Raw genomic sequence first — 26,360 nt, 5'->3', positions numbered from 1 at the left:
ATTCATAAGGAGGACTAAGGTGAGAAAAGTAAAAGTGGCAGCAACTCAAATGAGCTGTTCTACCAATATTGAAGAAAATATCAGCAAAGCAGAGAAACTGGTACGTGAAGCGGCAGCCCAAGGCGCGCAAATTATTTTGCTGCAGGAATTGTTCGAAACTCCGTACTTCTGCCAGAAGGAAAAGTCTGATTATTATGTATATGCAACTGAGCTGGAGCACAACAAAGCGGTTAATCATTTCAAGAAGATTGCCAAAGAATTGCAGGTTGTGCTGCCAATCAGCTTTTACGAAAAGAAAAACTATGCTCGTTACAACAGTCTTGCTGTCATTGATGCAGACGGTGAAGTGTTGGGTAAATACCGTAAAAGCCACATTCCGGATGGTCCTGGGTATGAGGAAAAGTTTTATTTTAATCCGGGCGATACTGGGTTTAAAGTGTGGAATACACGTTATGCCAAAATTGGGGTAGGCGTATGCTGGGATCAATGGTATCCCGAGGCGGCCCGCTGTATGGCGCTTATGGGCGCAGAGATTTTGTTCTATCCGACAGCGATTGGTTCTGAGCCACAGGATTCTTCCATTGACTCCAAGGACCACTGGCAGACCTGCATGCTAGGTCATGCAGCTTCCAATCTGATTCCAGTCATTGCTTCCAACCGCATCGGAATGGAAACAGATGAAGAATCCAGTATCAATTTCTACGGCTCATCATTTATCGCCGGACCTCAGGGGAACAAAATCACAGAAGCGAGTCGTACTGATGAAGAAGTGCTTACTGCTGAATTTGATCTGGACGAGCTCGAAGTAGGGCGGATCGAATGGGGCATTTTCCGTGACCGTCGTCCCGAACTATACAAAATGATTGCTACCTATGATGGTGATCTAAAAGTATAATCTGTATACAGATAGGTATATTTCCCTTGCTGTCAAGCCGTGATGTTTCTTTTCTGAACTCACACGGCTTTTCGAGCAAGGGATTTTTGGTTTCTAAATGGAATACATCTTGTGATAGATCGGAGGAAGAAGAATAGCAATGAGGCATAAGGGGATAGACCAAACGTTCACACACTTACAAACTTCGGCCGAAGAAGATCAAGAGTGGGGAGACTCGCGTGCAAGAGATATGGCTATTTTGGGCTTGTGGGACGAGTACACGCTATCTGCGCAGCGTTTATGTGAACGAATGGCTACCGTAACCCGTCAAATCAGACCTTCGGAGTACGAGACGTTCCCAACTCAGTTTGAATGGCTGGAACAAAAAGAAACAGACTTGATTATTGATGGAATATGGTCAGCTGATTTACATGGTGATCATTGTCTGTTTGTGAATATTGGGGAGCATCACCCAGAATGGCATACATCGATTGAAGCTTATATTTATGATACGCAGGTGATAGACGAAGGATTTTCCTTCAATATTTGAACACTTCTCCTAAAGCCACTGCCTACGCAACTTCATTCAGAAACAATGGATATGCTACAATGTGTGAACTACTGGACAGATATGTCAGGGAAGGGAAATTGGAGCGTAGACCCTTCGGCTTCAAAAGAACGAATGCGTAGGTGAATAATGAATAAAAGTATGATTTTGGTTTGAGTCAAAAGGAACATTTCTCAAAGGATTGTTCCTTTTTTTATGTAGGACTATATTTCATCTATAGACTGAAACTATGATTCAGTACATAAAATAGCATTAGAATTTATAGATTTAATGATATAAAATCAATTCATAAGGAATGATCGTACTCAATAAAACTTCGATATCCTTTAAAGTGAAAAAAATCACATGTATGAGTTATTTAATGAAACTTGAAAATGAAATTTGCAAACCTGCAAGGAGGAAGAACAATGAACTACTATCCTGCGATATTTGAACCTCTGACCATACGGCGCATGACCTTGAAGAATCGGATTGTAATGCCCCCAATGGGAACCAACTTTGCTGCCATGGATGGAAGCTTTGTTCAGGATCATATTGACTATTACGTGCAACGGGCTAAAGGGGGGACTGGCCTGATCACAGTAGAAAATGTTTGTCTGGATTTCCCCATGGGAACGAACGGGACAACCCAGCTGCGGATGGATAATGATCAGTTTATTCCTGGACTGTTTAGATTAACAGAAGCCCTGCACTCTTATGGGGCATGTGTTTCTGTACAAATTAACCATGCGGGTGCTTCGGCTTATGCGGGACGACTGAACGGAGTTCAACCCGTATCCGCATCGAATATTCCTTCTAAAAAGGGTGGAGCGATCCCAAGACCTCTGCAAAAAGAAGAAATTTATGCCATTGTGCGTAAATACGGCGAAGCAGCGGGAAGAGCGCAACGAGCTGGGTTTGACTGTGTTGAAATTCACGCAGGACATTCCTACTTGCTGAGTCAGTTTCTTTCGCCAGTGTATAATAAACGTACGGATGAATTTGGCGGCAGCGCAGAAAACCGTACTCGTTTTGCCAGATTAGTCATTGATGAAATTCGTTCAGTGGTGGGTCCATTTTTCCCCATTTGCTTACGTTTTAGTGCGGAGGAGTTCACAGAAGGTGGGAACACCTTGGAAGATACACTGGAGTTACTGGAGTATCTCAATGATGAGGTAGATATTTTGAACGTTTCCGCAGCTCTAAATGATTCCATCCAGTTCCAGATTGACGGGATGAACCTGCCTGATGGTTGGCGCTCATATATGGCCAAAGCGGTAAAAGAAAAATTCGGAAAGGTCACGATGACCTCGGGTAATATACGGAGCCCACAGGCTGCTCAGGATATTTTGGCAAGAGGTGACGCTGATCTTCTGGCAATGGGCAGAGGTTTGATCGCAGAACCGAACTGGGTGCTTAAAGTGCAAAACGGCTACGAGCATTTGCTTAGAAAATGCATCTCCTGCAACATTGGTTGTGCCGATCACCGTATCTCCAAAAGTAAACCAATTTGCTGTACGGTTAATCCGGATCTGTTCAAGGAAGCTGAATACAGGAAACAACGAGTTAGAAACAGTGTTCAAGTCGTTGTGATCGGTGGGGGCACAGCGGGGATGGAAGCGGCCTGTACAGCGGCTGAGGTAGGCTGCAAAGTAACTCTCTTCGAAGAAAAGCCAGAACTGGGTGGCCTCGCGCGTGATATTGCTCGCTTACCAGACAAAACGCGCATCAATGATTTCCCAGATTATCTGATTCAGCGCACCAAGCAGTTAACCAATCTGAACATTGTCACGGGTACAAAAGCAGATATGTCGATGATTAGTGCTCTGAATCCTGATATTATTGTCAATGCAACTGGGGCCCAGCCACTGCTTCCACCCATTGCAGGTCTGCACGATCAACTAGGCAAACCGGGTACAAAAGTATTTTCCATCTTTGACCTGTTGAACAACATGGAGAACTTTCAAGAGTTTGAAGGCAAACGTATTGCTGTAGTGGGTGGAGGAGCCGTGGGACTGGATGTTGTAGAATATTATGCGGAACGCGGGGCTCAAAAAGTTTCTATCATTGAGATGATGCCTTTATTGGGCAAGGATCTGGATATGATTACCCGCATTTCAATGATGAAAATGGTGGAGGAAAGGGGAGTAAATGTCCATACAGAGACGGCTTTGACAGAAGTGTGCAGCGACCGCTTCAAAGTAAAGCATGGAGAACAGGAGTTTGAGATTCCTTTTGATCTAGGGTTCGTATGTTTGGGTATGCGTTCATACACTCCACTGATGGATAGCTTGCTTCAATATGGAAAAGAGCATCAGGTAGAAGTTGTAAATATCGGAGACAGCAAACAAGCGCGTCGTATTATTGATGGCACCCGTGAAGGTCGGAATATTTTGAAAACCATTCAACGGGTAGACGAATTTAAAAATGAGTTCTCCTATTCTTACTAAATTGAGGGTATAGGTGATAGTATTTATGACCAACAACTCACTTTATATTCAGGTTGAAGAGACGTCTGTCTTTTCAGCCTTTTTAATTTGGATTTATGCTGGCAAGAAGATTGATTCCTTTGTCATTTTAAAGGTAAACTATGGAAGGTATAAAAAGGCTATTAGCGTGGGGGGATGCGAGCGTGAATCATTTTTTGAGTGAAATTCCAGGTGCCAGCGCATGGAGGAACGTGCAAGAAATTCATAAAGGCTGGTCCAGTGACAGCAAATATTTTATTCAAACCACTGACGGTAGAGATTTGCTGCTGAGAATTTCGAATATCACCCAATATGACAAGAAACAGCGAGAATTTGAATCCGTAAAAAAGCTGGATCATATAGATAATGTTCTAATGTCCCGTCCGCTTGGTTTTGGATTGTGCAACAACGGACAGTCGGTATACTCTTTATTTACCTGGGTCAACGGGGAGGATGCTGAAGGAATTATACCCACATTAAATGCAGAACAGCAGTATCAGCTTGGAGTTCATGCTGGAAAGGTATTGGCTAAGTTGCATGAGATTTACGCGGAGCAAGATCGCGTCCAATGGGCTGAACATTATAATGCCAAAATCAACAGATATATCAGAAACTATAAGTCATGCGGTATTGCTTTAAAAGGAGCAGATCAAACGATAAGTTTTATTGAGCAAAACCGTCATCTATTAGAAAATCGCCCCCAGACATTTCAGCACGGGGATTATCATGTGGGCAATATGGTGATTACCTCATCTGGTGAACTGGGTATCATTGATTTTAATAGACTGGATTATGGCGATCCCTGGGAGGAATTCAATCGCATCACCTGGTGTGCTGGATTAAGCCCATTATTTGCTTCTGGTCGTATTCACGGTTATTTCAATAACGATGTGCCGGATTTATTTTTTAGGTTAATGGCACTGTATATTGCAAGCAATCAGATTTCATCGATTCACTGGGCCATTCCATTTGGCAAAGAAGAGGTAGACGATATGGTGCAACGAGCTGAAGAGGTTTTGGAGGGGTATGATTACTTTCAAACGGTTATACCAAAATGGTATCTACCTCGTTCACCTGAGTAGTAAAATGTGAAGACCGCCGCTCCTGAGAGTGACGGTCTATTTATAGTGTTTTATGATTGTTTCTTAATCTTATAGGTGAATTCCCAAACGGCCAGTTTGAAATATTGAGGAGAATCTCCTCTATTCTATTTATCGATTGCAGCCAAAGGAATTGTTAATGGTTGGTAAAAAAATAGTTTAGTATTTTATTGCATCACTTATGACCTAATATGATTATGACCTGAATTTTAGTAGAGAAAAGGATGGGGAAATCTGATGAAAAAAATATACAGAGAACAAGAAATCATAGATATGACCATTAAGTTGCTCGAACAAACTTCGATGTACGAAGAACAATATGAGCAATATGTAAGACGACCTTTTCGTACGGATTTTTATGATGATCTGAGTCCGTATGTGAAAGTTGGCAAACAGGGGTATACGCTACAGATGTACGAAAGAGGCGTACAGATGCTGAATAAGCTTACTCAAGATGTAGAGGATGTGATGTATTGGATCATCGAAGATACAATTCATATCATTTCTCATCTAAATCTGCTTCGCAAATATAAAGTAGATAACCAAAATACTCATCTAAAATATACCAAGGAGATCATGAAGGAGCTGACAACAGCAATGAATAACGCATTTTATGAAATTGGAGGAATCTATCAGGAATGGCATGAAGCGAATAGAAGGGCAACGTTGGAAAACCCATTAAAGTAAATAAAACTTAAAGAAACAGTTGACAATCATGAAGCAGAAATTTACAATTTTATATTAGTGATAATGATTATCAATATCAATAATTTTAAGTATGCTCTGCAATTACTATATTTCAAAGGAGAATTTATAACATGCATCATATGATGAGCAAGAAATCTTACATGATTTTATGTGCATTATTCGTAATGATCTTCGTTATTTCAGGATGTGGAAATGCAGGCAGTTCCTCAGATTCATCTGCTCAACCTGCCTCTTTCACGAAGGAAGAGGCAAGCGGTGAGTCTGGTACACGTACAGTCTCTACAATAAAAGGAGATGTAAAGGTGCCCGCTAATCCCCAACGGGTAGTGGTCAACTGGTATATTGGCGATGTATTCACGCTGGGAATCAAGCCGGCAGCGGTATTTGGTTGGAAACAAGAAACTATGCCTTTTTACGATAAGTTTAATGGGATTCCTGTTATTGAAAAGTGGGAGACCGAGGAAATTATGAAATACGATCCTGATCTCATCATTACATATGACACAAAGGATTATGATAAGTTGTCCAAAATTGCGCCTGTTCTTGTAATACCTGAGGGTAAAATGACATCTGTGGAACGGTTGAAATTCCTTGGTCAGGCCACAGGACATGAAGCAGAAGCGGATAAAGTGATTTCACAGTTTGAAAGCAAGCTGAGTGAGGCCAAAGAAAAACTTAATTCCGATATATTCAAGGACAAAACATTTAGCATTTTCGAGGACTGGGGCAGTGGATCCTACGGAATATATTATGAAACAGGCTCACGGGGAGGAACGTTGCTTTACGATTTTCTAGGACTTCACAAACCGGAAAAGCTCAATACATTGATTAAAAATTCCGGAGAGAGACGAGGTTCTTTATCCTATGAGGTAGCTGCTGAATACTTTGGGGATTATGTCCTGTGGTTTAAGCAGGAAGGCAAAGAATCCGAATATGCGAAGACCAAAATCTGGAGCAGTATTCCAGCCGTTAAAAATGGGCACATTATCGAAATTCCAGCGAAATATGCAGGACTTTTCTATTATTCAGACGTTGCTAGTATGACAGGACAGCTAGATTATATTATTGGAAAATTACTGGAACAGACGAAGTAACGATGCATAATTGACCAACTAAGGGTGTAATCGATGTCTACTCACAAAGAACGAAATAAAAAAGGAATATTTCATTTTGTAAGCTACATGATCGTGGGCGTGTTCCTGCTCTTGGTAGTTTCCGCAGCATCCATCACCTTTGGTGCTGCGGAGATGAGCTTGAAGCTGGCGTGGGGGGCTGTATTTCAATTTGATCCCAATATTACGGAACACCAAATCATTCACACTTTGCGTTTTCCACGCACTGTGGCAGACATCATTGTAGGGTGCAGCTTGGCTGTGTGCGGGGCTATTATGCAGGGAACCACTCGCAATCCATTGGCCGACTCGGGACTCATCGGTATAAGCTCAGGCTCGACATTTGCTATTGCGCTATGTATGGCCTTTTTACCAGGCCGCACCTACGGAGAGACCATGCTGTATTCTTGTTTAGGTGCAGCAATCACGACAGGAATTACGTACTACATCGCATCTATAGGCAAGCGGGGAATGACGCCTCAGCGCTTAGTGCTAGCAGGAATGTCCATTTCCATGCTCTTTGGTGCGTTTAGCACTTTTCTTGCTATTAAGTATGAGATTGGTCAAGCACTTGATTATTGGTCTGCTGGTGGTACTGCTAGTGCCAAGTGGAGTGAACTGGCTTTCATTTCACTACTATTTGTAGTGGGCTTGGTCTGTGCTATCGCCCTTTCTCCCTCCATTACGATCTTGAGCTTTGGAGAGGAGGTGGCGTCAGGCTTGGGAATTCGTGCGAATAGAATTAAGCTATTTTCAACCCTAATCGTATTAATTCTAACGGGGCTATCGGTTATTGTTGTCGGTCCTGTTGGCTTTGTAGGTTTGATCGTGCCACATATTATGCGATATCTGGTCGGTACAGATTATCGATATATTATTCCCGCCTCAGCGCTGTATGGCGCAGTCTTTCTCCTGGCAGCAGATTTGCTGGGTCGAATGATTAATCGCCCTCACGAAACGCCGCTGGGCATTATTTTTGCTTTGGTCGGAGTACCCTATTTTCTCTACCTTGTGCGCAAGCAAAGGAGGGAGTTTAGTTGAAGCTGTCCCGCAATAGCAGGGGTATAAGCATTATTTTACTGTTAACCATGTTGACACTACTGGTTGCTGTACTTAGCATGAATGTCGGGAAAATGAATCTGTCCCCACTCGAAGTTTTCAAGGTCATCATCGGCGAAGGAACGAATAAGCAGAACCTGATCGTATTTGAATTTCGACTGCCACGTATTGTGCTTTCCGTATTAGTGGGTATTGGCATGGGGATATCGGGTTGTATTATGCAAAGCCTGCTCAAAAACGACATGGCCAGTCCGGGGACACTAGGCATCAGTTCGGGCTCAGGGTTATTTGTGCTTTTGTATATTACGCTGTTCGCTAGTGAGGGATTACTATCGCCTATTATTCTTCCAGGGCTGGCTTTTGCAGGCGGACTAACGGCAGCTTTCTTGATTTTTATGTTTGCTTTCAGGCGGGGAAGAGACATTTCGCCTACAGGCCTAATTTTAACGGGTGTTGCTATGGGGAGTGGCTACAGCGCATTGTCGCTGATACTGACGCTCCGACTAGACAAGCAACAGTATGATTTTGCTCTGCGTTGGCAGGCTGGAGACCTGTGGGGGGACGACTGGAGCTATATAATGGTGTTGCTCCCCTGGGTGCTGATTATCTGCCTTTACGTTTTTTACAGGTCTAACACACTCAATACGCTGAATTTGGGAAATCAGACAGCATCGGGGCTCGGCGTAGCCATTAAAAGGGAATTTATCGGCTTGACGATCGCAGCAGTAGCTCTGGCTTCTGGTAGCGTGGCACTTGGTGGAAATTTCTTTTTTGTGGGGATGGTTAGTCCCCATCTGGCTCGCAGGCTGGTAGGTCCCGATCATAAGCTACTATTACCTACCACTGCATTGGTTGGTGCACTGGTCATATTAATTGCTGACACACTTACACGGACAATCAGTTTTGGTGCTGATATTCCAACCGGAATCATAATTACTATCCTGGTTACCCCTTATTTCCTCTATTTGTTGTCAAAGGCCAATTAAATGTAGATCAATGAAAGACCCTAACCCATGTCCATGGAAAATATGGCTGGGTTAGCGTCTTGTAATTAAACCTAATTTTTGGCATAATTTAAACCCAAGCGATAAGCTTGGTCCAGCAGTATTTCATAATGACCGGAATTTGAACCCAGTGTCTCATCTAAGAATTCAACCTTGGAATTGGAAACACCGCAATAATCTGCAATACCCACATTCAGCAAATGAGTAATCATTTCATCATAGTTGCGCTTTTTCAGCTGTTCTTTCGAAACGCCGGCCAAGCCAATCCATAAGATATGCTGATGATGAAGGTTATTCGAACCGTACGCAAACCCATTGTTCCATACACGATCAATATAACCCTTCAGCATAGCTGGCAAATGCCACCACCAAAGTGGAAAAATAAATGCCAACGCGTCATGCTCCTTCATCCGCTTTATTTCCATTTCTACTTCAGGGGAAAAGGACTGCTTCGCAACGGACCAATCCGGTTCGTCTCCTCCTTTTAAAACAGGATCAAAACCAATCCCATGCAAATCCAATATCTCATAATCGTGGCCTGCATCGGCAAGACCTTGTACGAAACGACCAGCAACCTTAAAGGTTAAAGAATCTTTTCTCGGATGTGAAACAACGACGAGTACTTTCATGTTTTCACTACCTTTCTTAATAGGCTAACTTCTAGGCATGCTCAATGCTTGCTGCTATTATAAACAGTAGGAAAATAATCTGGAAGTACGCACTTTTACGTTCTATAGGATGATACAGGTGCCATAGGAACATGGAAGTACCCTAGGTAGATTACCTAAACTGACCTGGGTCACGAATTGAAGTGATGGGTTGTTCTGAGCAAACGTAGCCTTCTAAAGGAGGATTAAGGAATGAATGAACCGACCAAAAATAGGGTTCAAAAGAAGTATCAAGTTGGAGTGGAAGCAGCTTTAGAGGTAATGGGAGGAAAATGGAAGCCTTTAATTATCTACCATCTGATGACAGGACGGAAACGATCGTCTGAGTTTCGTAGGTTAATGCCCGGTATTACTCAAAAAATGCTGACCACTCAGCTCAGAAGTCTGGAAAAGGATGGGATTGTTACACGAAAGGTTTTTAATGAAATCCCACCTAAAGTGGAGTATGAGTTAACGCACTACGGCTGGGGATTAAAACCCGCGCTAGATCATTTATGCTATTGGGGAGAGGATCACCTGGATAAGATCCATGGAGACAAATTCAAGGTTTTAGAAGAATTCCAAGGGTGCGACTGATATTAAGCCCTCATAAAGCATTCAATCAGATAGCTTGTGAGGGCTTAACTGTCCGTAAGACAATATAAAAGGCTAACTGTCGGTCATTCCGTTGTCATAACTTAATTGCCATTCAATTCCGAACCTATCCTTAAGGCTGCCGTAACATTTGCTCCAGAATGTTTCTTGAAGTTCCATGTTTACGGTCCCGCCTTCTTTTAACTTATGAAAGTACGATCGAATTTTCTCTTCGTCCTTATTGACGATGGCGAGGCTGATGTTGTTTCCCGCAACAAAAGGCATACCAGGAAAAACGTCTGAAAACATCACATTACTACCATCAATTTGAAGCCGCGTATGCATGACCAAATTTTTGGCTTCTTCTGGTAGAGGATAATCGGGGTTGGGCGGTGCTTCACCGAACGTCATGATCTTTGGTTTCTCAGTCCCAAATGCCTCTGCGTAAAATTCTGCTGCCTCGCGACAGTCTCCATTAAAGTTAAGATAAACATCAACTGACATGTGTTTCACTCCTTTAAGGATCATTATTTTTCCATACTATACAATCTCATTTCATTATTTACCTGCAAACAAACAAAAATACAATAAGATCCATTTTACAAAAGTATTTGCGGCTTAACATGTTCAATTTTTAAAACAAATGGGCATTATGATCAAAGTAATGGTATGATAGCTTAGTTAAATCTGAACGACTAGTCATGGAGTGATTATATGGGTGGAAAAAGTAAGGGTGGCGGAACCGGCAGAGGTACGGGAAGTAAAGGCTGGACACGCTGGAACAAAACGGCGAAGCCTGTAAGGAGAAAAAGCGCTGCTACCAGTGCACCAGGAAATACAGCGGCAGGAGCTGCAAAAGGCGGCGCTGCCAAGCCAATTGGTAACAGAGGCGGAAGAAGTAAGTAGGCCGAGCATGTATAGGGTTGTTTTTAAAAGGCTAACATCTGATTACGTACGCATAATCAGATGTTTTTTTAGTGGATTAAAGACGTACCGCCTGTATTGATCCATATTTCTCATACTACAACGTAAAATAGGTGAATCATGCGAATTAACAAGTACATTAGTGAGACAGGATTCTGCTCACGTCGGGAAACGAACAGGCTGATTGCAGCAGGGCGAATTACAATTAATGGCAGCGTATGTGAAGCGGGCGCGGAAGTAGAGCCACTGGATATCGTGTTGATCGATGGGATGCCTATTCCGATTAATCATAGTGAACCCGTATATTTGGCATTAAATAAACCTATCGGCATTGTATGTACGGCAGCAGAGCAAGTGGAGGGCAATATTATTCGTTATGTCAATTATCCTTCACGTATTTTTGCCATTGGCAGGCTGGATAAGGCGTCAGAAGGGCTCATTTTATTAACGAACGATGGAAGCATTGTCAATCAAATGATGCGTTCCGAGCATGGTCATGAGAAGGAATATGTGGTGACTGTAGACAAACCTGTTACAGATGAATTTACACAGACCATGTCTCGTGGCGTTGAAATATTGAACGTCATTACCAAACCGTGCAAGGTTGATCGTATAAGCGAATACGAGTTCCGTATTATTTTGACACAGGGTCTAAACCTGCAAATTCGTAGAATGTGCAAGGCTTTGGGCTACAGGGTGCTTAAGCTGGAGCGTGTTCGAATTATGAATATTACATTGGATCATCTGGAGCGTGGGCAATGGAGACATCTTGAGAAGGAGGAACTGGAGCTACTTCTCGCTAAATTGCAATAATGAGTATAACAAAAGTTTATTTGAAGGCAATATGTTCATACAGCCAACGCAACTTAGTGATACTTTTTACGTAATTTCAACGAGCCGCCTAATTTACCCACCAGCCATAGCACAATAGGAAACACAATACCGAAAATCATGGCGTAAAAAGGCCATACTGAAAAAAACTTGTTTATAAATTGCATGTTTGGCCAAATAGAATGAACCATTGCTATTGCGATTAGGATCAAAGGAACTAAGAGAGAGTTAGCGTTTCGAAGGCGAAAAGCATCTGCAAGCCCTTGTGCTGAAACATATAAAAGCAGTGCGAGTCGGAAAAAAATAGTGACAAACCAGAACACTGCAACGAAAATTTCAAACCGTTGAAGAAACTCTCCGCTACTGATTGTTCGGTTAATAAAAAAAGTAGGAAATGTTAAATTAGATACAACACCTTCACTCATCACGGCGATTATTTGTAGAACCATGAGAAAATACATGCCGCCGCTAATCAGAGCAGATGTTATCACTGTCTTTCTCCACTTTTTTGGATCAGGGATGTACTGTGCAAAAAAAAGATACAGAAATGCCTCAAGATAGGGAAAGGCAAACAAATTGAACGAAGCGAGAAGGATAGGGTTCAAACCATACTCAAAAATAGGGAGCACATTATCTATTTTGCTCTCAGGAAGAAGGGTAATCCTGACTAAAAGATACAGAACAAGAAGGAAAAAAAACAGGATTTCCCCACAACGGCCAATTACAGCTGGGCCTGATCGAACGGCGAAATAAATGACTATAAGCATGATGAAATATATGGCGTCGGGGGGAGTTTCAGGCATAATAGCTATCGTGATAAAGTCGCCTAGATTTCGAAGCGTCATGATGAACACAAGAAAGGGAAAGAAAAAAATGAAAACGATACTGATCGTTCCGCCCAAGGGTCCGAAGAGGCAACGGAGATACTCTACGAAAGATTTCCCCTGTATTTGCCTAGCGATGGAGGTATATAAAGGTATCAATAACAGATAAAACCCTAAGGAGACTGGGATGGAGAGCCAGGCATCTTGTTTAGCGGCAGCGGTAATTGCCGCTGGGAGTACCAGATATGCGCTTCCTATTTGATATAATGCAAACCACATAATAGCTTGTCGAACGGTCAAGTTGGAATTCACCCTAATACCTCCTTAAGATAACATTTCTGTAAGTAACCGACTTATCGGTTGAAATAGGATTTGAATGCCCGTTAGTGGAGTTGGCAGTTTAATGCTGGCGATCCGTAGGATAATCAATATAACGCCTATAATCAACAATATTGAGCTGAATACAATTTCACGTACATATTGTTTCTCTTTAAATTTTTTAAACTCATACAACGATGTTAAAATGGAAGTTACGAGAATCACATAAAGCATATGCATTCACTCCTGATTGTGTATTCCCATATCAATTGGACTAGTGATGTCTCCGAACCGAACTAAACGATAATTGAGCTGAATATCCACTTTAAGTGTTTGGAATTTTTGTGGCCAATCCTCTTTCCATCTATGCCATTCACGCGGGAATTTGCGGTGAAAAGCTTCTCCAAACCCGAATATATCGGAACCGATTTGTTGTGCGTGCGAAATGCCTTTCTTCAAAGACTGTTGCAGATGCTCTTTAGCTGATTCTTGAAGATCTCTAAATGTCTCTTCATTCTTAGGGTTGGCATTACACGAGATTGTTCCGATATTGGATTCTGTATCCACAATAAGAGAAATACGCGGCTCATGGTCTATTATTTCTGGATGTATTTTTACTTTGGAACGGATTACTTCAACAACAAATTTTCCTTTGGAATTCGGACAATCGATGGAAGCTACGGTACTGGAAACACGGTTGGATATATAGGTAAATGCTTTACTTTGTGAATCATCCATCCAATCGATAAGTCGATCGCCCTTGAAAACACCAATTCCAGTGAAAAAATATTTAACATGTTGAGGCGACTTTGTCACATTATCAATAGTCAGACCTTTTTCTACGTTTGTCAGTCGAATACCGGTGAGAACTGGTTCAATGCCATCCTCCGTAAATTTCTGCAAAAGATCTTTTACATTGACCGCGGAAGTTGGAGCCCATGCTTTTTCAGAAATCTTTAATGCTTTATACATATCCATTGCAGGCAAAACCTCGGTTGGAGCTACAAAAGTAACGGCCTCCTTTGCCGAGTTTTCTCTGACAACGGCCAAATAGAAATCAGGCCGAACTTCATGATCACGGAATAGAAAGTCCAGCGGCTCCTTGATTCCTTTTTTTGCGGTTTTCTCATCAAAAATGACAAACTTTAAGTGAGACATATACATTTTGCGGGACGATTCCGTTGTTAATTTTCGAATAGCCTCAAATATGGTATCGGCGCGTTTGGAAAAAACGATCGTTGGCGTCCGTTCCGTGGGGGAATTCTGAGACATTTTCGATGGGTCAACCACCTGTAAACTGACTTCATATTGGTCATCAACAGCATCAATGCCCAGAGCCATCACGACGGAAATTGCGCTCAATTCCTTACTATTCCAACAACCCGTAAGAAACACCATTAGCCAGATGCACATAAACAGTAATAAAATGGTGGATCGATACGAATTCATGATGGTCTACTCCTTTAGTTTTTGCGATGTTTTTTTGTCCTATATGGAAAACGCAATATTGCGTCCCTCTGCTCTGACGATTTGTAATTGGCAAAGGGGCTCAAATACGGTACACCGAATGAATGAAGCCCATTCAGATGTACAAAGAGCATAAGAATACCAACAGTCAACCCGTACACACCAAACATAGCGGCTATGCCTATGAAGGCGAAACGTAATATCCGGATTGGAATGGCAAAGGTGTACGAGGGAATGACAAAGCTGGAAATGGCCGTTATTGCAACAACAATGACCATAACAGCCGAAACGATGTTTGCTTCTACAGCTGCCTGGCCGATCACGATGGACCCGACAATAGAAACGGCTTGACCAACCGTCCGTGGCATACGAAGGCCTGCCTCCCTCAGAATTTCAAAAACCACTTCCATGATCATCGCCTCAACAAATGCGGGAAACGGTACTCCTTCACGTTGCGCGGATAAGCTTAATAATAAAACGGTTGGAATCATATCCTGATGGAATGTCGTTAATGCGACATAAATGGCCGGAGCCAACATACAGATTGCCAGGCAGATGTACCTTAATATTCGAATGATACTACTGTAAACAAAGGATTGATAATAATCTTCTGCGGATTGAAGGAAATCTGCAAACACCGCAGGTGCAAGGATGGCGAAGGGAGATCCATCCACAAATATCGCTATTTTCCCCTCCATAATTCCTGCTGCAATGGAGTCTGGGCGATCTGAATTGTAAAAGAGCGGAAATATCGTGAGTTGTTTATCATGGAGACATTCTTCCAAATATTCGCTTTCAAGCACGCCTTCTACATGCATGTTCTTTAACTTGGATATCATGTCCTGCACCTTTTTGGGGTCAGCGACCCCATGTAAATACATGACGGATATATCGGTCTTAGTTTTTTCGCCAACTTTCATGGTAGTTAGACGTACTCTTGTATCCTTCACCCTTCGGCGAACCATAGTCGTATTCGTACGTAAAGTTTCTGTAAACGCTTCTTGCGGACCTCTGACCACTGGCTGCGTCTTCGAGTCCGAAATGCTGCGTTCTTCCCATCCAGGCAAAGAAATGACCAATCCTTCATCCGTATCGTCCAGTAGGAGGAGAAGACCACCTGAGAGAATTTGATCCAAGGCATCTTCAAAGTTTTGAGTGAAGCTTGCTTCACCAATGTCCAAAATTGCGTTTTTCAATAACGGTAAAGTGATCTCGTCAGAGGAGACACGATCATGCAACGGACGGATCACATTGTCCTGTACCTTTTGCATGTCAGTCATTCCGTCCAAATAAAAAAGAGCGGCGTGTTTATGACCAGCTGTGATTTCACGAACAACAAAATCCGAACTGTTACCCATGAAGTCACAAATGAGCTCGATATTCCGGCATAATTGTCTTGAAAATTTGGTATGTAACTTCATTGTTACCCTCCTCAGATTCGTAGTATTAACAATAATCCGAAATAATACCACAATAATCCATGATTAATTATTCAAACAGGCTACAGATGACTATCCTTTTTTGGAATAGTTTACTTGTGTAGTATAATATTTTTGACGGATATTCTTTACTGTCAATTCATTTAAACATCCAGATAGAGAGGGATTTGATCATGCTATTCATTACAAAAAAATTGATCGACAAGCTAGCAGAACCTCATAGAGAATCTGACATGCTCATCTGCTATTCAACTCCACAGAGCTTTTCGGCTTATACAAGTCGAGCCATATTACTCTTAAATAATGATCGGATTATTATCCTTTTCCTCAATCTATTTTCCACAAAAGTAGTACAAAAAGTTGAATATGAAATAGCTGATTTACAAGAACAAAAATATCATTCTGGACACCTGTCTTCTGCAGTATGGTCATTTAAAATCAAAGGCCAGCACAGTAGGTTCAGGATAATCAAAAAAATTCTTACGCTTGGCTCTATGCAAAGAGATTTTCTAAATTTCTTGCAACAAAATATCTTAAACTAGCGACCGAGTAGATCGGTAATTCCTGTCTGTCTAAGGCAGAGGCACTGGAAGTACTTAATAAGGATAAGTGATGAAGGTAATATTCGGTGTTTTTTTGTTATATATCATTGAAGGGAGGAATTCTACATGAATGAACTACATATAAAAAGCGATGGAATAGAAATCTGTAGTGAGAGTTTCGGCGAGCGAGTTCATCCAGCAATATTACTGATTATGGGCGCTCAATCCTCACTGATCTGGTGGGAGGAAGAATTCTGCCAGCGTTTAGCTGATACAGGTCGTTTTGTCGTTCGTTATGATAACCGAGATGTCGGATGTTCTACAACTTATGAACCGGGTCAACCTGACTATACTTTCGAAGACATGGCAGATGATGCGATTCGAGTTTTGGATGCTTATAAGATTGAACAAGCGCATATCGTAGGGATGTCTATGGGCGGAATGCTGACTCAGATGGAATAAAATGAATATATTAAGAAAAATGGAAGAAGGAAAATGTTCAATAGATGAGTTAGAAAATTTGTTGGAAGAGAAAAACCCCATAGTTTTATATCATGCAATGGCACATATCGGAAAAGAAGGCATTCGTACAGAGAAAATAATAAAAAAATTAAGTGAATTATCTTTAAAAAGGGAACCTCAATGTAAGCTGATAGGCCATTACAAGGTGGGAGACTTAGCAATAGCTACTATGATAAAACTTGGAGAAAAAGAGAATGAAATATCTGGATTTAAAATTTTAGATGATTTTGAAAAAAAGATGGTTTTCCGTTTTTTTGATGAAGTTGAATGGTAAGGACTCCTATTCATCTGGATAAATGTACTCAGTTCAAAACTTATTTCACCTCAAACGAAGAGGAGAAATAAGTTTTTTTATATTTAAATGGAGAAAAAACAAATGAACAGGATGCTTAATCAAGCAGTAGTTACATTAGACTTGTACTCTCAAACGTTTGCCAGGGCAAAAGATACGTGAGCGAACTGATCGTTCATAACGACTAGGGAACTTAGTACCAAAATAGCAACTGTTTATTAAATATTTGAAATTTCTATTCAGTATTATAGTCACCATGTTGACTATAATACTGAATGTTGTTATTATGATTATAGTCACCATGGTGACTATAATCATAATAAGAGGATATAATCATGGAATATGCTAAAGCAATTAGAGAGTTACATTTAATGCAGCAAACTTACACTGCTTTTTTTTCCGTTACTAACAAATTGCAAATACAAGGCGATAACTATTTTGAGAAATTAACATCACGACAGTACATGATCATGCTGGCAATAGCTCATTTGTCAGAGGATGAAACGACACTTGTTAATATTGCAAGAAAGTTAGAAACAAGCAAACAAAGTGCACAAAAGCTTATAGTTAATTTAGAGAATAAAGGATACTTGATTACGACACCGAGCAAACGGGATAAACGTGCCATTAACGTAGAAATCACGGAATTAGGGAAAAGAGTCATGCTGGAATGTGGTGAGAAAGCAATATGCCTAATGGCAGATATTTTTAATGAATTCACAACTGAAGAATTAGAAGTGTTATGGAGTTTATTGAAAAGAATATATGGTACTCACAACGAAGAGTACGTTGGTTTTGAGGAAGATGTAAATTATAAATTTGAAGACTTGGAAGAGTTTCAAGAAGCACAACTTCGAGCTTTAGATAGTTTTATTTTACGAAGAAAACATATTTAAGCGTGGAATTGAAATAGATAACATTTTTCCATCAAAATTCTTTACTACTTTTGGAGGTTGCGAGATGAAATTACAAGTACAACCGAGAATTTCACTAATTGATGAAAAAATCGATTTTTGTGTCACAGGGTTACCACCAGAGAGTAAAATAAAAATAACTGCATCCATGCATTTTCCTTGGGCAGTTAGTGAAAAGTTTCAGTCATTTGCTTGGTTTACTGTGGATTCAAACGGTAGTGTTGATTTATCGAAACACAAACCTGATTCTGGAACTTATGATTATATAGACAGTATGGGGCTTGTTGCTTCTTTACAGAAGATTAATAGTGAGGGAGGAAATATCGCTCATAATATTTCAATAGATGATAGTTTATTTATTGACATAGTATGTGAAAATGGACAAGATCGAGAATGCATGAGACTAGAGCGTATGTTTAAGTTACCGGAAGTGAAAAGACATCAGATTACTGATGAATTCGTGGGAGAGTTGTTTTATACTGAAAACTCAAATTATAAAACGATTGTAGTATTGGGTGGATCTGATGGTGAACGAAGGGGTCTTTCGCTTTTGTCAGGACCATTGGCATCTAGAGGTTTTAATGTTTTAACCGTTGGATATTTCAATGAAAAGGGATTGCCTAAAAAGCTTGAGGAAATTCCTCTTGAATATTTTGAAAAGGTGTTCTCTTGGCTTAAAAGGAATCCATTAACACGTACTAATGAAATATATGTACATGGTACATCTAAAGGTGGAGAATTGGCGTTACTTTTGGCATCACGCTATAATTTCATTGCTAAAGTTGTGGCTTCTGCGCCTCATGCATATTGTTTTCAAGCGTTGGATGGTTTGATGAGTGGTAAAAATGTTTCATCATGGTCATATGAAGGGAGATCATTACCATTTATACCAGTTGATAATGACATTTTTTATGAGCATCATCGTCATTGCTTAGATAAGAATATCCCTTTTGGGTTTACTACTACATATAGAAAAAGTGTGGAAAGGGCAAGAAATAAAGAGGAGGCTCGAATAAAAATAGAGAATGCAAATGCAAATTTATTGCTGATTTCAGGTCAGCAAGACAATATATGGAATACTCACGATGCATGTGTAGAAATAATGAGTATTTTGAAAAAAAACAATTATAAATACAAATATAATCTTTTAGACTATAACGATTTAGGTCACTCATTACCAATACCGTTTATTATACCTTTAAGCGAAACGTTGAACTTAAAAATGGGTGGAGGCGTTTTTACTTGTGGTGGTACTTTAAAAGGAAATTCTTTTGGTCAATCAGATTCTTGGCAGAAAACAATAGAATTTTTCATGAATTAGGGCGTGTCTTCAAACTCAGGCAAGCCAAACCATAATAGTGATCATATTTTAGGATGAATTAGCGAATTTTCTTTCCGGGAATCATCGGAATAGCCTGTTGTTCCTTCAAAAACATGCGAATAGCATGGATAGCATACGCGCGGTCGGCGAACACTTGGGATGAACATTCCGGGATTATTCGTTCTAGGCTCCATGTTTTTTTCGATAAATGCTAATAATGGAAGGAGAACGGTGTTTTATCCCAGTCAGAATATTGATTTTCGATACAAAAGCCGTGGCTCATTAATAAACGCTGAAGCGTGTCATTATCAGTAAAGCGACATGCAATCAATCATGGAACGTGACCCAGTGCATGATCTGGTTACTTGAATCATACGACTGTGTCCCAGATACCTTGACTTTAATTCCATCCTTATCGATAAATTTTCCCCAGATACTTTCCTCTTGGTTGGATAAATCGGTTCCCAAGGGGGTTCGTGTTTCAAAAACAAACAACCCATTTGGCTCTAGGTGCTTGTAGACGGTTTCGAATAAGGCTCGTTGATCCTCCTCCCTCAAAAATGCCTGGAATGCATTTCCTGCCAAATATATCATGGGAAAACGCTTTTCGAAATCGAGTGTACGAGCATCAGCTTCAATAAAATCCACAGGCAAACCTTGAGCTTTAACCCGCGCATATTCAAGCATCGATGAATAAATATCAAGACCTGTTATATGTATCCCCGATTTTGATAAATGAATGGTTGTTAATCCTGTACCACATGCAAGTTCCCAAACTTCGCCTGGATTCAATCTAGCAATATCAAGATAGAAATTGTATTTATTAGTCTCGCCACCAAATTCAAGATCATAATTAATCGGGTCTCGATACTCTTCAAGATTATCGTGATCTATCAATACAAATCATCCCTTCACACAATGCAGATTTATTTAAATCATCCTTCATTGCACCGTTTATTTATCGGTCTTGCGATATATAGAAACCTTGATGAAGTTCTACGAAAACGTACTGACGAGCCAGCATTTTTAAATCAAATTAAGCCGCTAATTTAGCAGATCGGATGAGGCAATCTTATCGTCTTTTCATATGAAAGGTTTACCATTATCTTGACTGAAATCATAGTTTTATAGTTTGAAGACACGCTCTAGTATAAGAGCCGAAAAGTTCGCTCCCGATTTACCATCAATAGAAAGGAATGACACTACTGAGGGATGCCATAACCCGATTAAAAAGTGCTGATTTGCGTATACGTGATGTAAAGGGAGAGCTTTATATTGAAGAGAGATAAAAGGAGATAGTTTGAAATATGAAAAATATAATGGATGTTAGTTTGGCTTTTGAGTTAAAAGATGAAGGAACAATCATAGTAGGAACAAACAAAGAATTGGATCATTTAACCTACCCAGAGATAAAAAAAATCATAGGAAATAAAATTCTTATTAAAAATACAGATCAAAATGAGACGGTATTAAACGTTAGCTCTATTCAAATTTCAACTTCAATGGCTGAAAGGAAAAATATTGGCATATGTATTGGTAAGTTAGTATCTCCTGATCTTGTTCAAGTGGGGGCAAGTATTTATAGTTTGGAAGATTAATAGAGAAATTAACACTATGCATGTTTTGGTCAATACTTTCGTAAAAAGGCGGTTTCCCCTTTTGGGGAAACCATACATTATACATAATTGATTTAAATATTTATGCAATATCAGCATTAACAATACTCTGAATTTTTTTATGTGAAATACTTTTAGTGTTTATCCATCTTTGTTATATGAACTTCTTCGTTTCATTAAATGCTAACTCCCTGTGGCCTGCTTCGCAGTGTTGCTCACCCTCCGTTTCTTTAGTAAATACTGTTAAACTGTAACTTTATAATTCTTGGGTAAGTCCTAATATCTGATCATGTATATCTACATTACTTAATCCCCCGTGATAACAAACCACCGATGCAATGTCGAGACCTAAGTACTTTTTCAATGAGAGACAAGCTGCATTCATATCCGGTGTGGTCGGAGCATGAATTCCTCTGAGAATCCCGTTTTCACTGTACATCGAATCCCCGGCAATGAGAATCTTACTTTGCTTTAAATAAAGGCTGATATGACCAGGGGTATGTCCAGGAGTATGGATGACTCGAATTGTTCCGCAAAACGGCAGCTCCTGACCGTCTATTAAGGTAGCATCCACTTGGCCCTTTGGAGGATTCTCAAGGTGACTATCTTTGAAAAGAGGGATCTCCCCCTGAATATATGGCTTATCCAGCTCATGTGCATATGCTTTAATATTGTTGCCACACTCCTGCAAAATCTCAGGAAGACAACCTATATGATCCACATCCTGATGTGTCAAAATCACAGCTTTTAGTTTGTCGAACGATACGCCTACCTTTTCCATAGCCATGCGTAACTCTTCAATTTGTCCAGGGAATCCTGTATCTATTAAAACAGCCATTTCTTGATCCCACAAAAGAATGGGGTGAATCCTATGCCCACGAAAATCTAGCTGAAGCATTTCTACTCCCTGTGAAATTTCCATAATATCGGGCCTCCGTAAAACGAAATTACCACCCATGAAAATAGGTTCAAGGGGCGAATCCAACTCTGTGGCGTTGCCGTTCCTTAATGTCAATGGATACGGTGCGAATAGATGTAATAGGAATAACAAATGTCTGATATTGCGTAAGGTATTTTACGAACTTGTCGTCAATCTGATCCAATATTCCGTCGCATACATTTGTCCCATCTATAAAATGAATAGTTACTTCCTTACCTTGTAAGCTTGCTAACATGATATCACCTCGTTTGTTTTCTTGAAGTTTCTTGCCGGATCATTGAAATCTTGAACATACTCTACAAAGAAGTTATCACTTGATTAATAACACCATATTCGAGTGCCTCCTGTGCGGACATGTAAAAATCCCGGTCCATATCTTTTTCGACTTTTTCAAAAGATTGCCCGGTCCGTTCAGCTGTGATACGGGTTGCCTTTTCACGAGTCCATAAAATTCGTTTTGCGCTGATCGCAATATCGCTGGCCTGGCCTTGTGCGCCGCCGTGCGGCTGATGGATCATAATTTCACTGTTCGGCAGTGCAGAACGTTTTCCTTTGGCACCAGCCAGCAAGAGGATGGCGCCAAACGAAGCAGCAAATCCCGTACATATCGTATGCACCTCGGGTTTGATGTACTGCATCGTATCATAAATGGCAAATCCTGCGGAAGTAGAGCCACCTGGGCTGTTGATATACATGTAAATATCTTTTTCCGGATCTTCTGCCGCCAGGAACAACAATTGAGCAATAATACTGTTAGCCAATTGATCGTCGATGGTTGCCCCTACAAATACAATACGATCCTTTAACAATCTGGAATAGATATCGTACGATCTTTCACCTTGAGCAGTTTGCTCCACAACATAAGGAACATAAACACTCATTTTTCATACCCCCATTTTCTTGGTTCAGTTGATTTCTTCTTGTAAACGAACCGAGACCGTAAAAAGATACGGAGTTTTAATGGGAAAAATGATTTGCGTATATGGTGTAACTTCTATAACCCCTTGTTCGTTTACAATGAAGGTAGCAAATGGCTTTGCTTTAGCAGAGGGCAGAATATGACCGTAGAGGAGAAGGCCTATGAACATAGAAGATTCTGTACAGATGACAGACAATTCAGTGAACATCCACAACTTTGATGAATTACAGGCGGTCCTGAAAAGTTACTGTCTGTCGCTTACGAAATCAAATTGGGATGCGGAAGAATTGGCGCAGGACACTTGGGTAAAAGCATTAGGAAAGTTAAATAAATTCGAGCATACAAATCCCAAGGCACTGTTGATGCGGATTGCTAAAAACACCTGGATTGATGATATACGGAGAAAAGCAGTCTACACTCGAATATTGAATAGGGAACAAGCGAAAGTAACTGTACCGGATCATGGATCTTTTGAAATCGAGATCGCGTTGCAGTCCTTAATGAATCATTTATCTCCGCTTCAGAGAACTGTTTTTTTGCTGCGAGATGTGTTTGGATATTCGATTCGTGAGACATCCGACATGCTTGAAACAACGGAGGGAGCGGTAAAAGTTGCACTTCATCGGGCACGAAAATCGCTAGGAGCAGTTCAGGAGGAACTCTTAAAAGGCGAATTATCCTTATCAGAAAGTGAAAAATCGAAAACTTTTCTAAGGGCATTAACGGCTGCATATCAGATGGGAGATATTGCAACTTTGGTTATGCTTTCCTACCAGGATGTAATAGAACCAGAAGTTATGATCAGTATCGTCAATAATAAGTTGCTCTGGAGTCACGTCTCAGCAAAACAAGCGAATTTCGATACCATAAGTATGATGGCGGCGTAGTTTTTCTTACCATCGTAGTATCATAGGATAGAATCACAAAGAATATTTTCATAAGGAAGACAACAACAAGCTGTTTTAAGCGAGGATAAAGTAATGATAAAGCAAAAATTGAAAATCGAGGGCATTCCGGCAATTTTGTGGGGTGGTGAATCAGATAAGATATTTATAGCTATCCACGGTAATATGTCAAACAAGGCAGATGATGTGATCGTTATATTTGCAGAAGAAGCAACGGCACAAGGGTATCAAGTCATTAGTTTTGATTTGCCTGAACATGGTGACCGCAAAGAAGAAACCTACGTCTGTAAAGTTCAAAATTGTGTTCATGATCTTGACATCATCATGCGTTACACACAAAAGCAATGGCATGAAATTAGTATTTTCGCTTGTAGCATGGGTGCGTATTTTAGTTTACTTGCTTATCATCATCTCCCACTAAAACAATGTCTGTTTCTTTCTCCAGTGCTAGATATGGAGAGAATAATGAAAAATATGATGACATGGTTCAGTGTAAGTGAGGATAGATTAAAAGTTGAAAAAGAAATATCTACACCCATTGGGCAAACACTTTATTGGGATTATTACTGCTATGTTAAATCGCATCCAATTGATACATGGAATAAGCCAACTGCCATACTTTATGGCTCTGAAGATGACTTGTGTGAATATGACGTCATATCTACGTTTGCAAGCCGATTTCATTGCCAGCTAAAAGTGATGGAACGTGGAAAGCATTATTTTCACACCAAAGAGCAACTACAGTTTTATAGACAGTGGTTGAAAGAACATTTAACCGCAAAATAAGCATATGGGAAGCAAGGAGTTGATCTCGCTGCTTCCCATTTAACGTACCTTCCAGCGCCGTATTTATCTTCAAAAGGTTACAAATAAGTAGCTGGTAAGTGAGTGTTTGAGATTGGAAAAAAGTTAAACCATGAGAAAGAGAATGATTTAGTATTATTGATAACGATGCAAGAAGCCATCAACTAATTTGGCATTTGTCATCTGAATTACAGACTGATCTTCCAGTTCCTCGGCCATATCATCATCTGTCATGGACACGAAAAAAATAATATCTTCTTTGGATTGGCCGAATTGAGTAAAAAGTACATCGTCGGTTTCTTTAACTACCTTGGCTATAATTTTTATCATTTCATCTTTATAGTCCAACACATTGTCGGTTGCATACAGAAATTTGCTAATATGATTGAGGTGTGCTGTATCGCCATATTGATATTCGCTTAATCCCCATCTGTAATAAATTTCATCTTCCTTGCTGTTGCACAGGTCTTGGGCTTTCATGTTTGTGATATGTCTAACAAGTGATTCCTCCGTATTAACAGCTAGAAACAAGGTGACAAAATCGCTGTCTGTGCCAAACGCGCAAGCGTAAACTTTTTCATCCTTCACTTCTTCCAGTATGCTTTTGAGATCTTCCAAAAATCCTGCTCTAAATCTTTCCTCAAATTCACTCAGAAAATTGCTCATCTGGTTCATATACTCCTTTATGAGTTTTATGCTTGATTATACTTTACTATTATTAGCACGACTCGTGTAGCCTACCACAATTATAGGAACTTGGATTGGTACGAAACAAATAAGCCTAGAACCTTTCCAGCAGTTGGTTTAGAAATTTTGGTGTAGCATTTTGGATTGAGCTATTGGTTGCTCAGCCAATAGCAAGATTTACAATGAAAAAAATATATGCAAGATAGGCGTTCGTCTTTATTCTTACTGGGCCGTTAAAATCAGTGGGCCGTCCTGCGTAACTGCAATCGTATGCTCATATTGCGCCGACAACTTGCCGTCGGCCGTTCTCGCCGTCCACTGATCGTCGTCGATCGTGATACGGAACGTACCTTCGTTGATCATTGGTTCAATCGTAAACACCATGCCTTCCTTTAACCGAGTGCCTTTGCCAGCTACGCCGATATGCTCGTAGCTCGGCTCCTCGTGCAGGCTCCGCCCGATCCCGTGCGCGAGCAGATCGCGTACGACCGAAAAACCATTTGCTTCCGCATGCTGTTGAATCGCCGAAGTTATGTCGCCGAGCCGTCCTCCGGGGAGTGCTCGGGCGATCCCCAGATCCAAGCATTCCTTTGTCACCCTCATTAATTTTTGCGCCTCCGGCCGGATATTGCCCACCGCATAGCACCAGCACGAATCGCCGAACCATCCGCCGTATTCCACAACGATGTCGAGCTTCAGCAAGTCGCCGTCCATAAGCACCTGGTTCGAAGGAATGCCGTGGGCCACCACATCGTTGACAGAAATGCAGGTTTCGGCGGGGAAACCGTTGTATCCTTTTGTAAACTGCTTGCCGCCCAGCTTGGTGATATGTCTGGCAACAAAGTCATTGATTTCCCGGGTGGTGATCCCAGGCTCGATCAGTTTAACCACCTCGCGGTAGCAGTCCGCAACGATTTGGCTCGCCGGTTTCATCTCTTCGATTTCCCTGGGTGATTTTAAAATGATCATCTTTGTCTATTCG

Annotated in this window: 29 protein-coding genes and 1 pseudogene; 19 read left to right on the top strand and 11 right to left on the bottom strand. The window is 40.8% G+C overall.

The features are described from left to right. The first annotated feature begins 19 nt into the window (after positions 1 to 19). The 8 genes from aguB (at position 20) to KSP24_RS21785 (ending at position 8,854) form a co-directional block, all read left to right on the top strand. The gene (aguB, locus tag KSP24_RS21820) at positions 20 to 895 is read left to right on the top strand and encodes an N-carbamoylputrescine amidase (protein WP_013371044.1); all 876 of its coding nucleotides are present in this window, start codon (positions 20 to 22) and stop codon (positions 893 to 895) included. Between the two features lie 139 nt (positions 896 to 1,034). Next, positions 1,035 to 1,424: a hypothetical protein gene (locus KSP24_RS21815; protein ID WP_254207935.1), complete on the top strand. Its 390-nt coding sequence runs from the start codon at positions 1,035 to 1,037 to the stop codon at positions 1,422 to 1,424. Between the two features lie 425 nt (positions 1,425 to 1,849). Then, entirely contained in the window at positions 1,850 to 3,871 is a 2,022-nt protein-coding gene (locus KSP24_RS21810; RefSeq protein ID WP_216976685.1) for an NAD(P)/FAD-dependent oxidoreductase, read from the top strand. A 140-nt stretch (positions 3,872 to 4,011) separates the two neighbouring features. After that, a complete protein-coding gene (locus KSP24_RS21805) occupies positions 4,012 to 4,971 on the top strand; it encodes an aminoglycoside phosphotransferase family protein (RefSeq protein WP_014599730.1) in 960 nt (319 codons plus the stop codon). Positions 4,972 to 5,226: 255 nt separating this feature from the next. After that, a complete protein-coding gene (locus KSP24_RS21800) occupies positions 5,227 to 5,676 on the top strand; it encodes an immunity 63 family protein (protein WP_216976683.1) in 450 nt (149 codons plus the stop codon). A 131-nt stretch (positions 5,677 to 5,807) separates the two neighbouring features. Next, positions 5,808 to 6,791 (top strand): ABC transporter substrate-binding protein, encoded by a 984-nt coding sequence (locus KSP24_RS21795; RefSeq protein WP_216976681.1) that lies wholly within the window; start codon positions 5,808 to 5,810, stop codon positions 6,789 to 6,791. 33 nt (positions 6,792 to 6,824) lie between these two features. Continuing rightward, the gene (locus KSP24_RS21790; protein WP_216976679.1) at positions 6,825 to 7,850 is read left to right on the top strand and encodes a FecCD family ABC transporter permease; all 1,026 of its coding nucleotides are present in this window, start codon (positions 6,825 to 6,827) and stop codon (positions 7,848 to 7,850) included. Continuing rightward, the gene (locus tag KSP24_RS21785; protein ID WP_216976677.1) at positions 7,847 to 8,854 is read left to right on the top strand and encodes a FecCD family ABC transporter permease; all 1,008 of its coding nucleotides are present in this window, start codon (positions 7,847 to 7,849) and stop codon (positions 8,852 to 8,854) included. Before KSP24_RS21790 ends, KSP24_RS21785 begins: the two co-directional genes overlap by 4 nt. Before the next feature lie 71 nt (positions 8,855 to 8,925). Here the strand turns inward: KSP24_RS21785 and KSP24_RS21780 are convergent, their stop codons facing one another. Next, the gene (locus KSP24_RS21780; protein ID WP_216976675.1) at positions 8,926 to 9,501 is read right to left on the bottom strand and encodes an NAD(P)H oxidoreductase; all 576 of its coding nucleotides are present in this window, start codon (positions 9,499 to 9,501) and stop codon (positions 8,926 to 8,928) included. 231 nt (positions 9,502 to 9,732) lie between these two features. On the opposite strand from KSP24_RS21780, the gene KSP24_RS21775 reads away from it, so the two are divergent. Further along, a complete protein-coding gene (locus KSP24_RS21775) occupies positions 9,733 to 10,116 on the top strand; it encodes a winged helix-turn-helix transcriptional regulator (protein ID WP_013371054.1) in 384 nt (127 codons plus the stop codon). Between the two features lie 72 nt (positions 10,117 to 10,188). Here KSP24_RS21775 and KSP24_RS21770 read toward each other — a convergent pair whose 3' ends face one another. Next, a complete protein-coding gene (locus KSP24_RS21770; protein WP_216976673.1) occupies positions 10,189 to 10,617 on the bottom strand; it encodes a VOC family protein in 429 nt (142 codons plus the stop codon). Between the two features lie 210 nt (positions 10,618 to 10,827). Here KSP24_RS21770 and KSP24_RS21765 point away from each other — a divergent pair, with 210 nt between their 5' ends. Both KSP24_RS21765 and KSP24_RS21760 read left to right on the top strand, forming a co-directional pair. Then, on the top strand, positions 10,828 to 11,019 hold the full coding sequence (locus tag KSP24_RS21765) for a DUF3934 family protein (protein WP_216976671.1): 192 nt from the start codon (positions 10,828 to 10,830) through the stop codon (positions 11,017 to 11,019). Positions 11,020 to 11,157: 138 nt separating this feature from the next. Next, a complete protein-coding gene (locus tag KSP24_RS21760; protein ID WP_216976669.1) occupies positions 11,158 to 11,850 on the top strand; it encodes a pseudouridine synthase in 693 nt (230 codons plus the stop codon). Positions 11,851 to 11,903: 53 nt separating this feature from the next. Here the strand turns inward: KSP24_RS21760 and KSP24_RS21755 are convergent, their stop codons facing one another. The 3 genes from KSP24_RS21755 to KSP24_RS21745 all read right to left on the bottom strand — a co-directional run bounded on the left by KSP24_RS21755 (position 11,904) and on the right by KSP24_RS21745 (position 15,898). Then, positions 11,904 to 13,004, bottom strand: a complete 1,101-nt coding sequence (locus KSP24_RS21755; protein WP_216976667.1) for a GerAB/ArcD/ProY family transporter — start codon at positions 13,002 to 13,004, stop codon at positions 11,904 to 11,906. A 246-nt stretch (positions 13,005 to 13,250) separates the two neighbouring features. Continuing rightward, positions 13,251 to 14,459, bottom strand: coding sequence for a Ger(x)C family spore germination protein (locus KSP24_RS21750; protein WP_013371061.1), 1,209 nt, complete (start codon positions 14,457 to 14,459; stop codon positions 13,251 to 13,253). A 14-nt stretch (positions 14,460 to 14,473) separates the two neighbouring features. Then, positions 14,474 to 15,898, bottom strand: coding sequence for a spore germination protein (locus KSP24_RS21745; protein ID WP_013371062.1), 1,425 nt, complete (start codon positions 15,896 to 15,898; stop codon positions 14,474 to 14,476). Positions 15,899 to 16,089: 191 nt separating this feature from the next. Here KSP24_RS21745 and KSP24_RS21740 point away from each other — a divergent pair, with 191 nt between their 5' ends. The 5 genes and pseudogenes from KSP24_RS21740 (at position 16,090) to KSP24_RS21720 (ending at position 19,507) form a co-directional block, all read left to right on the top strand. Then, complete coding sequence (locus KSP24_RS21740; RefSeq protein WP_017428542.1) at positions 16,090 to 16,458, top strand: hypothetical protein; 369 nt, start codon at positions 16,090 to 16,092, stop codon at positions 16,456 to 16,458. Positions 16,459 to 16,584: 126 nt separating this feature from the next. Then, positions 16,585 to 16,914, top strand: a pseudogene (locus KSP24_RS21735) (alpha/beta fold hydrolase); the annotation flags it as partial. 7 nt (positions 16,915 to 16,921) lie between these two features. Beyond that, on the top strand, positions 16,922 to 17,254 hold the full coding sequence (locus tag KSP24_RS21730; RefSeq protein WP_216976665.1) for a hypothetical protein: 333 nt from the start codon (positions 16,922 to 16,924) through the stop codon (positions 17,252 to 17,254). 353 nt (positions 17,255 to 17,607) lie between these two features. After that, positions 17,608 to 18,168 (top strand): MarR family winged helix-turn-helix transcriptional regulator, encoded by a 561-nt coding sequence (locus KSP24_RS21725; protein WP_165083600.1) that lies wholly within the window; start codon positions 17,608 to 17,610, stop codon positions 18,166 to 18,168. A 64-nt stretch (positions 18,169 to 18,232) separates the two neighbouring features. Then, complete coding sequence (locus KSP24_RS21720; protein WP_216976663.1) at positions 18,233 to 19,507, top strand: acyl-CoA thioesterase/bile acid-CoA:amino acid N-acyltransferase family protein; 1,275 nt, start codon at positions 18,233 to 18,235, stop codon at positions 19,505 to 19,507. 327 nt (positions 19,508 to 19,834) lie between these two features. Here KSP24_RS21720 and KSP24_RS21715 read toward each other — a convergent pair whose 3' ends face one another. Continuing rightward, positions 19,835 to 20,404, bottom strand: a complete 570-nt coding sequence (locus KSP24_RS21715) for a class I SAM-dependent DNA methyltransferase (RefSeq protein WP_254207934.1) — start codon at positions 20,402 to 20,404, stop codon at positions 19,835 to 19,837. Between the two features lie 410 nt (positions 20,405 to 20,814). Here KSP24_RS21715 and KSP24_RS21710 point away from each other — a divergent pair, with 410 nt between their 5' ends. After that, positions 20,815 to 21,105, top strand: coding sequence for a hypothetical protein (locus KSP24_RS21710; protein ID WP_216976661.1), 291 nt, complete (start codon positions 20,815 to 20,817; stop codon positions 21,103 to 21,105). Positions 21,106 to 21,379: 274 nt separating this feature from the next. On the opposite strand, the gene KSP24_RS21705 is transcribed toward KSP24_RS21710, so the two are convergent. The 3 genes from KSP24_RS21705 to clpP all read right to left on the bottom strand — a co-directional run bounded on the left by KSP24_RS21705 (position 21,380) and on the right by clpP (position 22,944). Further along, a complete protein-coding gene (locus KSP24_RS21705) occupies positions 21,380 to 22,045 on the bottom strand; it encodes an MBL fold metallo-hydrolase (RefSeq protein ID WP_216976658.1) in 666 nt (221 codons plus the stop codon). Between the two features lie 46 nt (positions 22,046 to 22,091). Continuing rightward, entirely contained in the window at positions 22,092 to 22,298 is a 207-nt protein-coding gene (locus KSP24_RS21700; protein WP_043885946.1) for a hypothetical protein, read from the bottom strand. Positions 22,299 to 22,359: 61 nt separating this feature from the next. After that, positions 22,360 to 22,944 (bottom strand): ATP-dependent Clp endopeptidase proteolytic subunit ClpP, encoded by a 585-nt coding sequence (gene clpP / locus KSP24_RS21695; RefSeq protein WP_216976657.1) that lies wholly within the window; start codon positions 22,942 to 22,944, stop codon positions 22,360 to 22,362. A 199-nt stretch (positions 22,945 to 23,143) separates the two neighbouring features. On the opposite strand from clpP, the gene KSP24_RS21690 reads away from it, so the two are divergent. Together KSP24_RS21690 and KSP24_RS21685 are read left to right on the top strand one after the other, a co-directional pair. Then, positions 23,144 to 23,869 (top strand): RNA polymerase sigma factor, encoded by a 726-nt coding sequence (locus KSP24_RS21690; RefSeq protein ID WP_216976655.1) that lies wholly within the window; start codon positions 23,144 to 23,146, stop codon positions 23,867 to 23,869. A 93-nt stretch (positions 23,870 to 23,962) separates the two neighbouring features. Next, positions 23,963 to 24,673 carry an alpha/beta hydrolase gene (locus KSP24_RS21685; RefSeq protein ID WP_216976653.1) on the top strand — a complete coding sequence of 237 codons (711 nt, stop codon included), beginning with the start codon at positions 23,963 to 23,965 and terminating at the stop codon, positions 24,671 to 24,673. 153 nt (positions 24,674 to 24,826) lie between these two features. Here the strand turns inward: KSP24_RS21685 and KSP24_RS21680 are convergent, their stop codons facing one another. Together KSP24_RS21680 and map are read right to left on the bottom strand one after the other, a co-directional pair. Beyond that, on the bottom strand, positions 24,827 to 25,357 hold the full coding sequence (locus KSP24_RS21680) for a DUF4303 domain-containing protein (protein WP_216976651.1): 531 nt from the start codon (positions 25,355 to 25,357) through the stop codon (positions 24,827 to 24,829). A gap of 243 nt (positions 25,358 to 25,600) precedes the next feature. Then, positions 25,601 to 26,347, bottom strand: coding sequence for a type I methionyl aminopeptidase (gene map, locus KSP24_RS21675; RefSeq protein ID WP_013371089.1), 747 nt, complete (start codon positions 26,345 to 26,347; stop codon positions 25,601 to 25,603). Positions 26,348 to 26,360: the final 13 nt, after the last annotated feature.

It is taken from the genome of Paenibacillus sp. AK121 (assembly GCF_019042715.1).
Classification (GTDB): Bacteria; Bacillota; Bacilli; order Paenibacillales; family Paenibacillaceae; genus Paenibacillus; species Paenibacillus polymyxa_C.
This window is presented reverse-complemented; position numbering and strand designations above follow the sequence as displayed.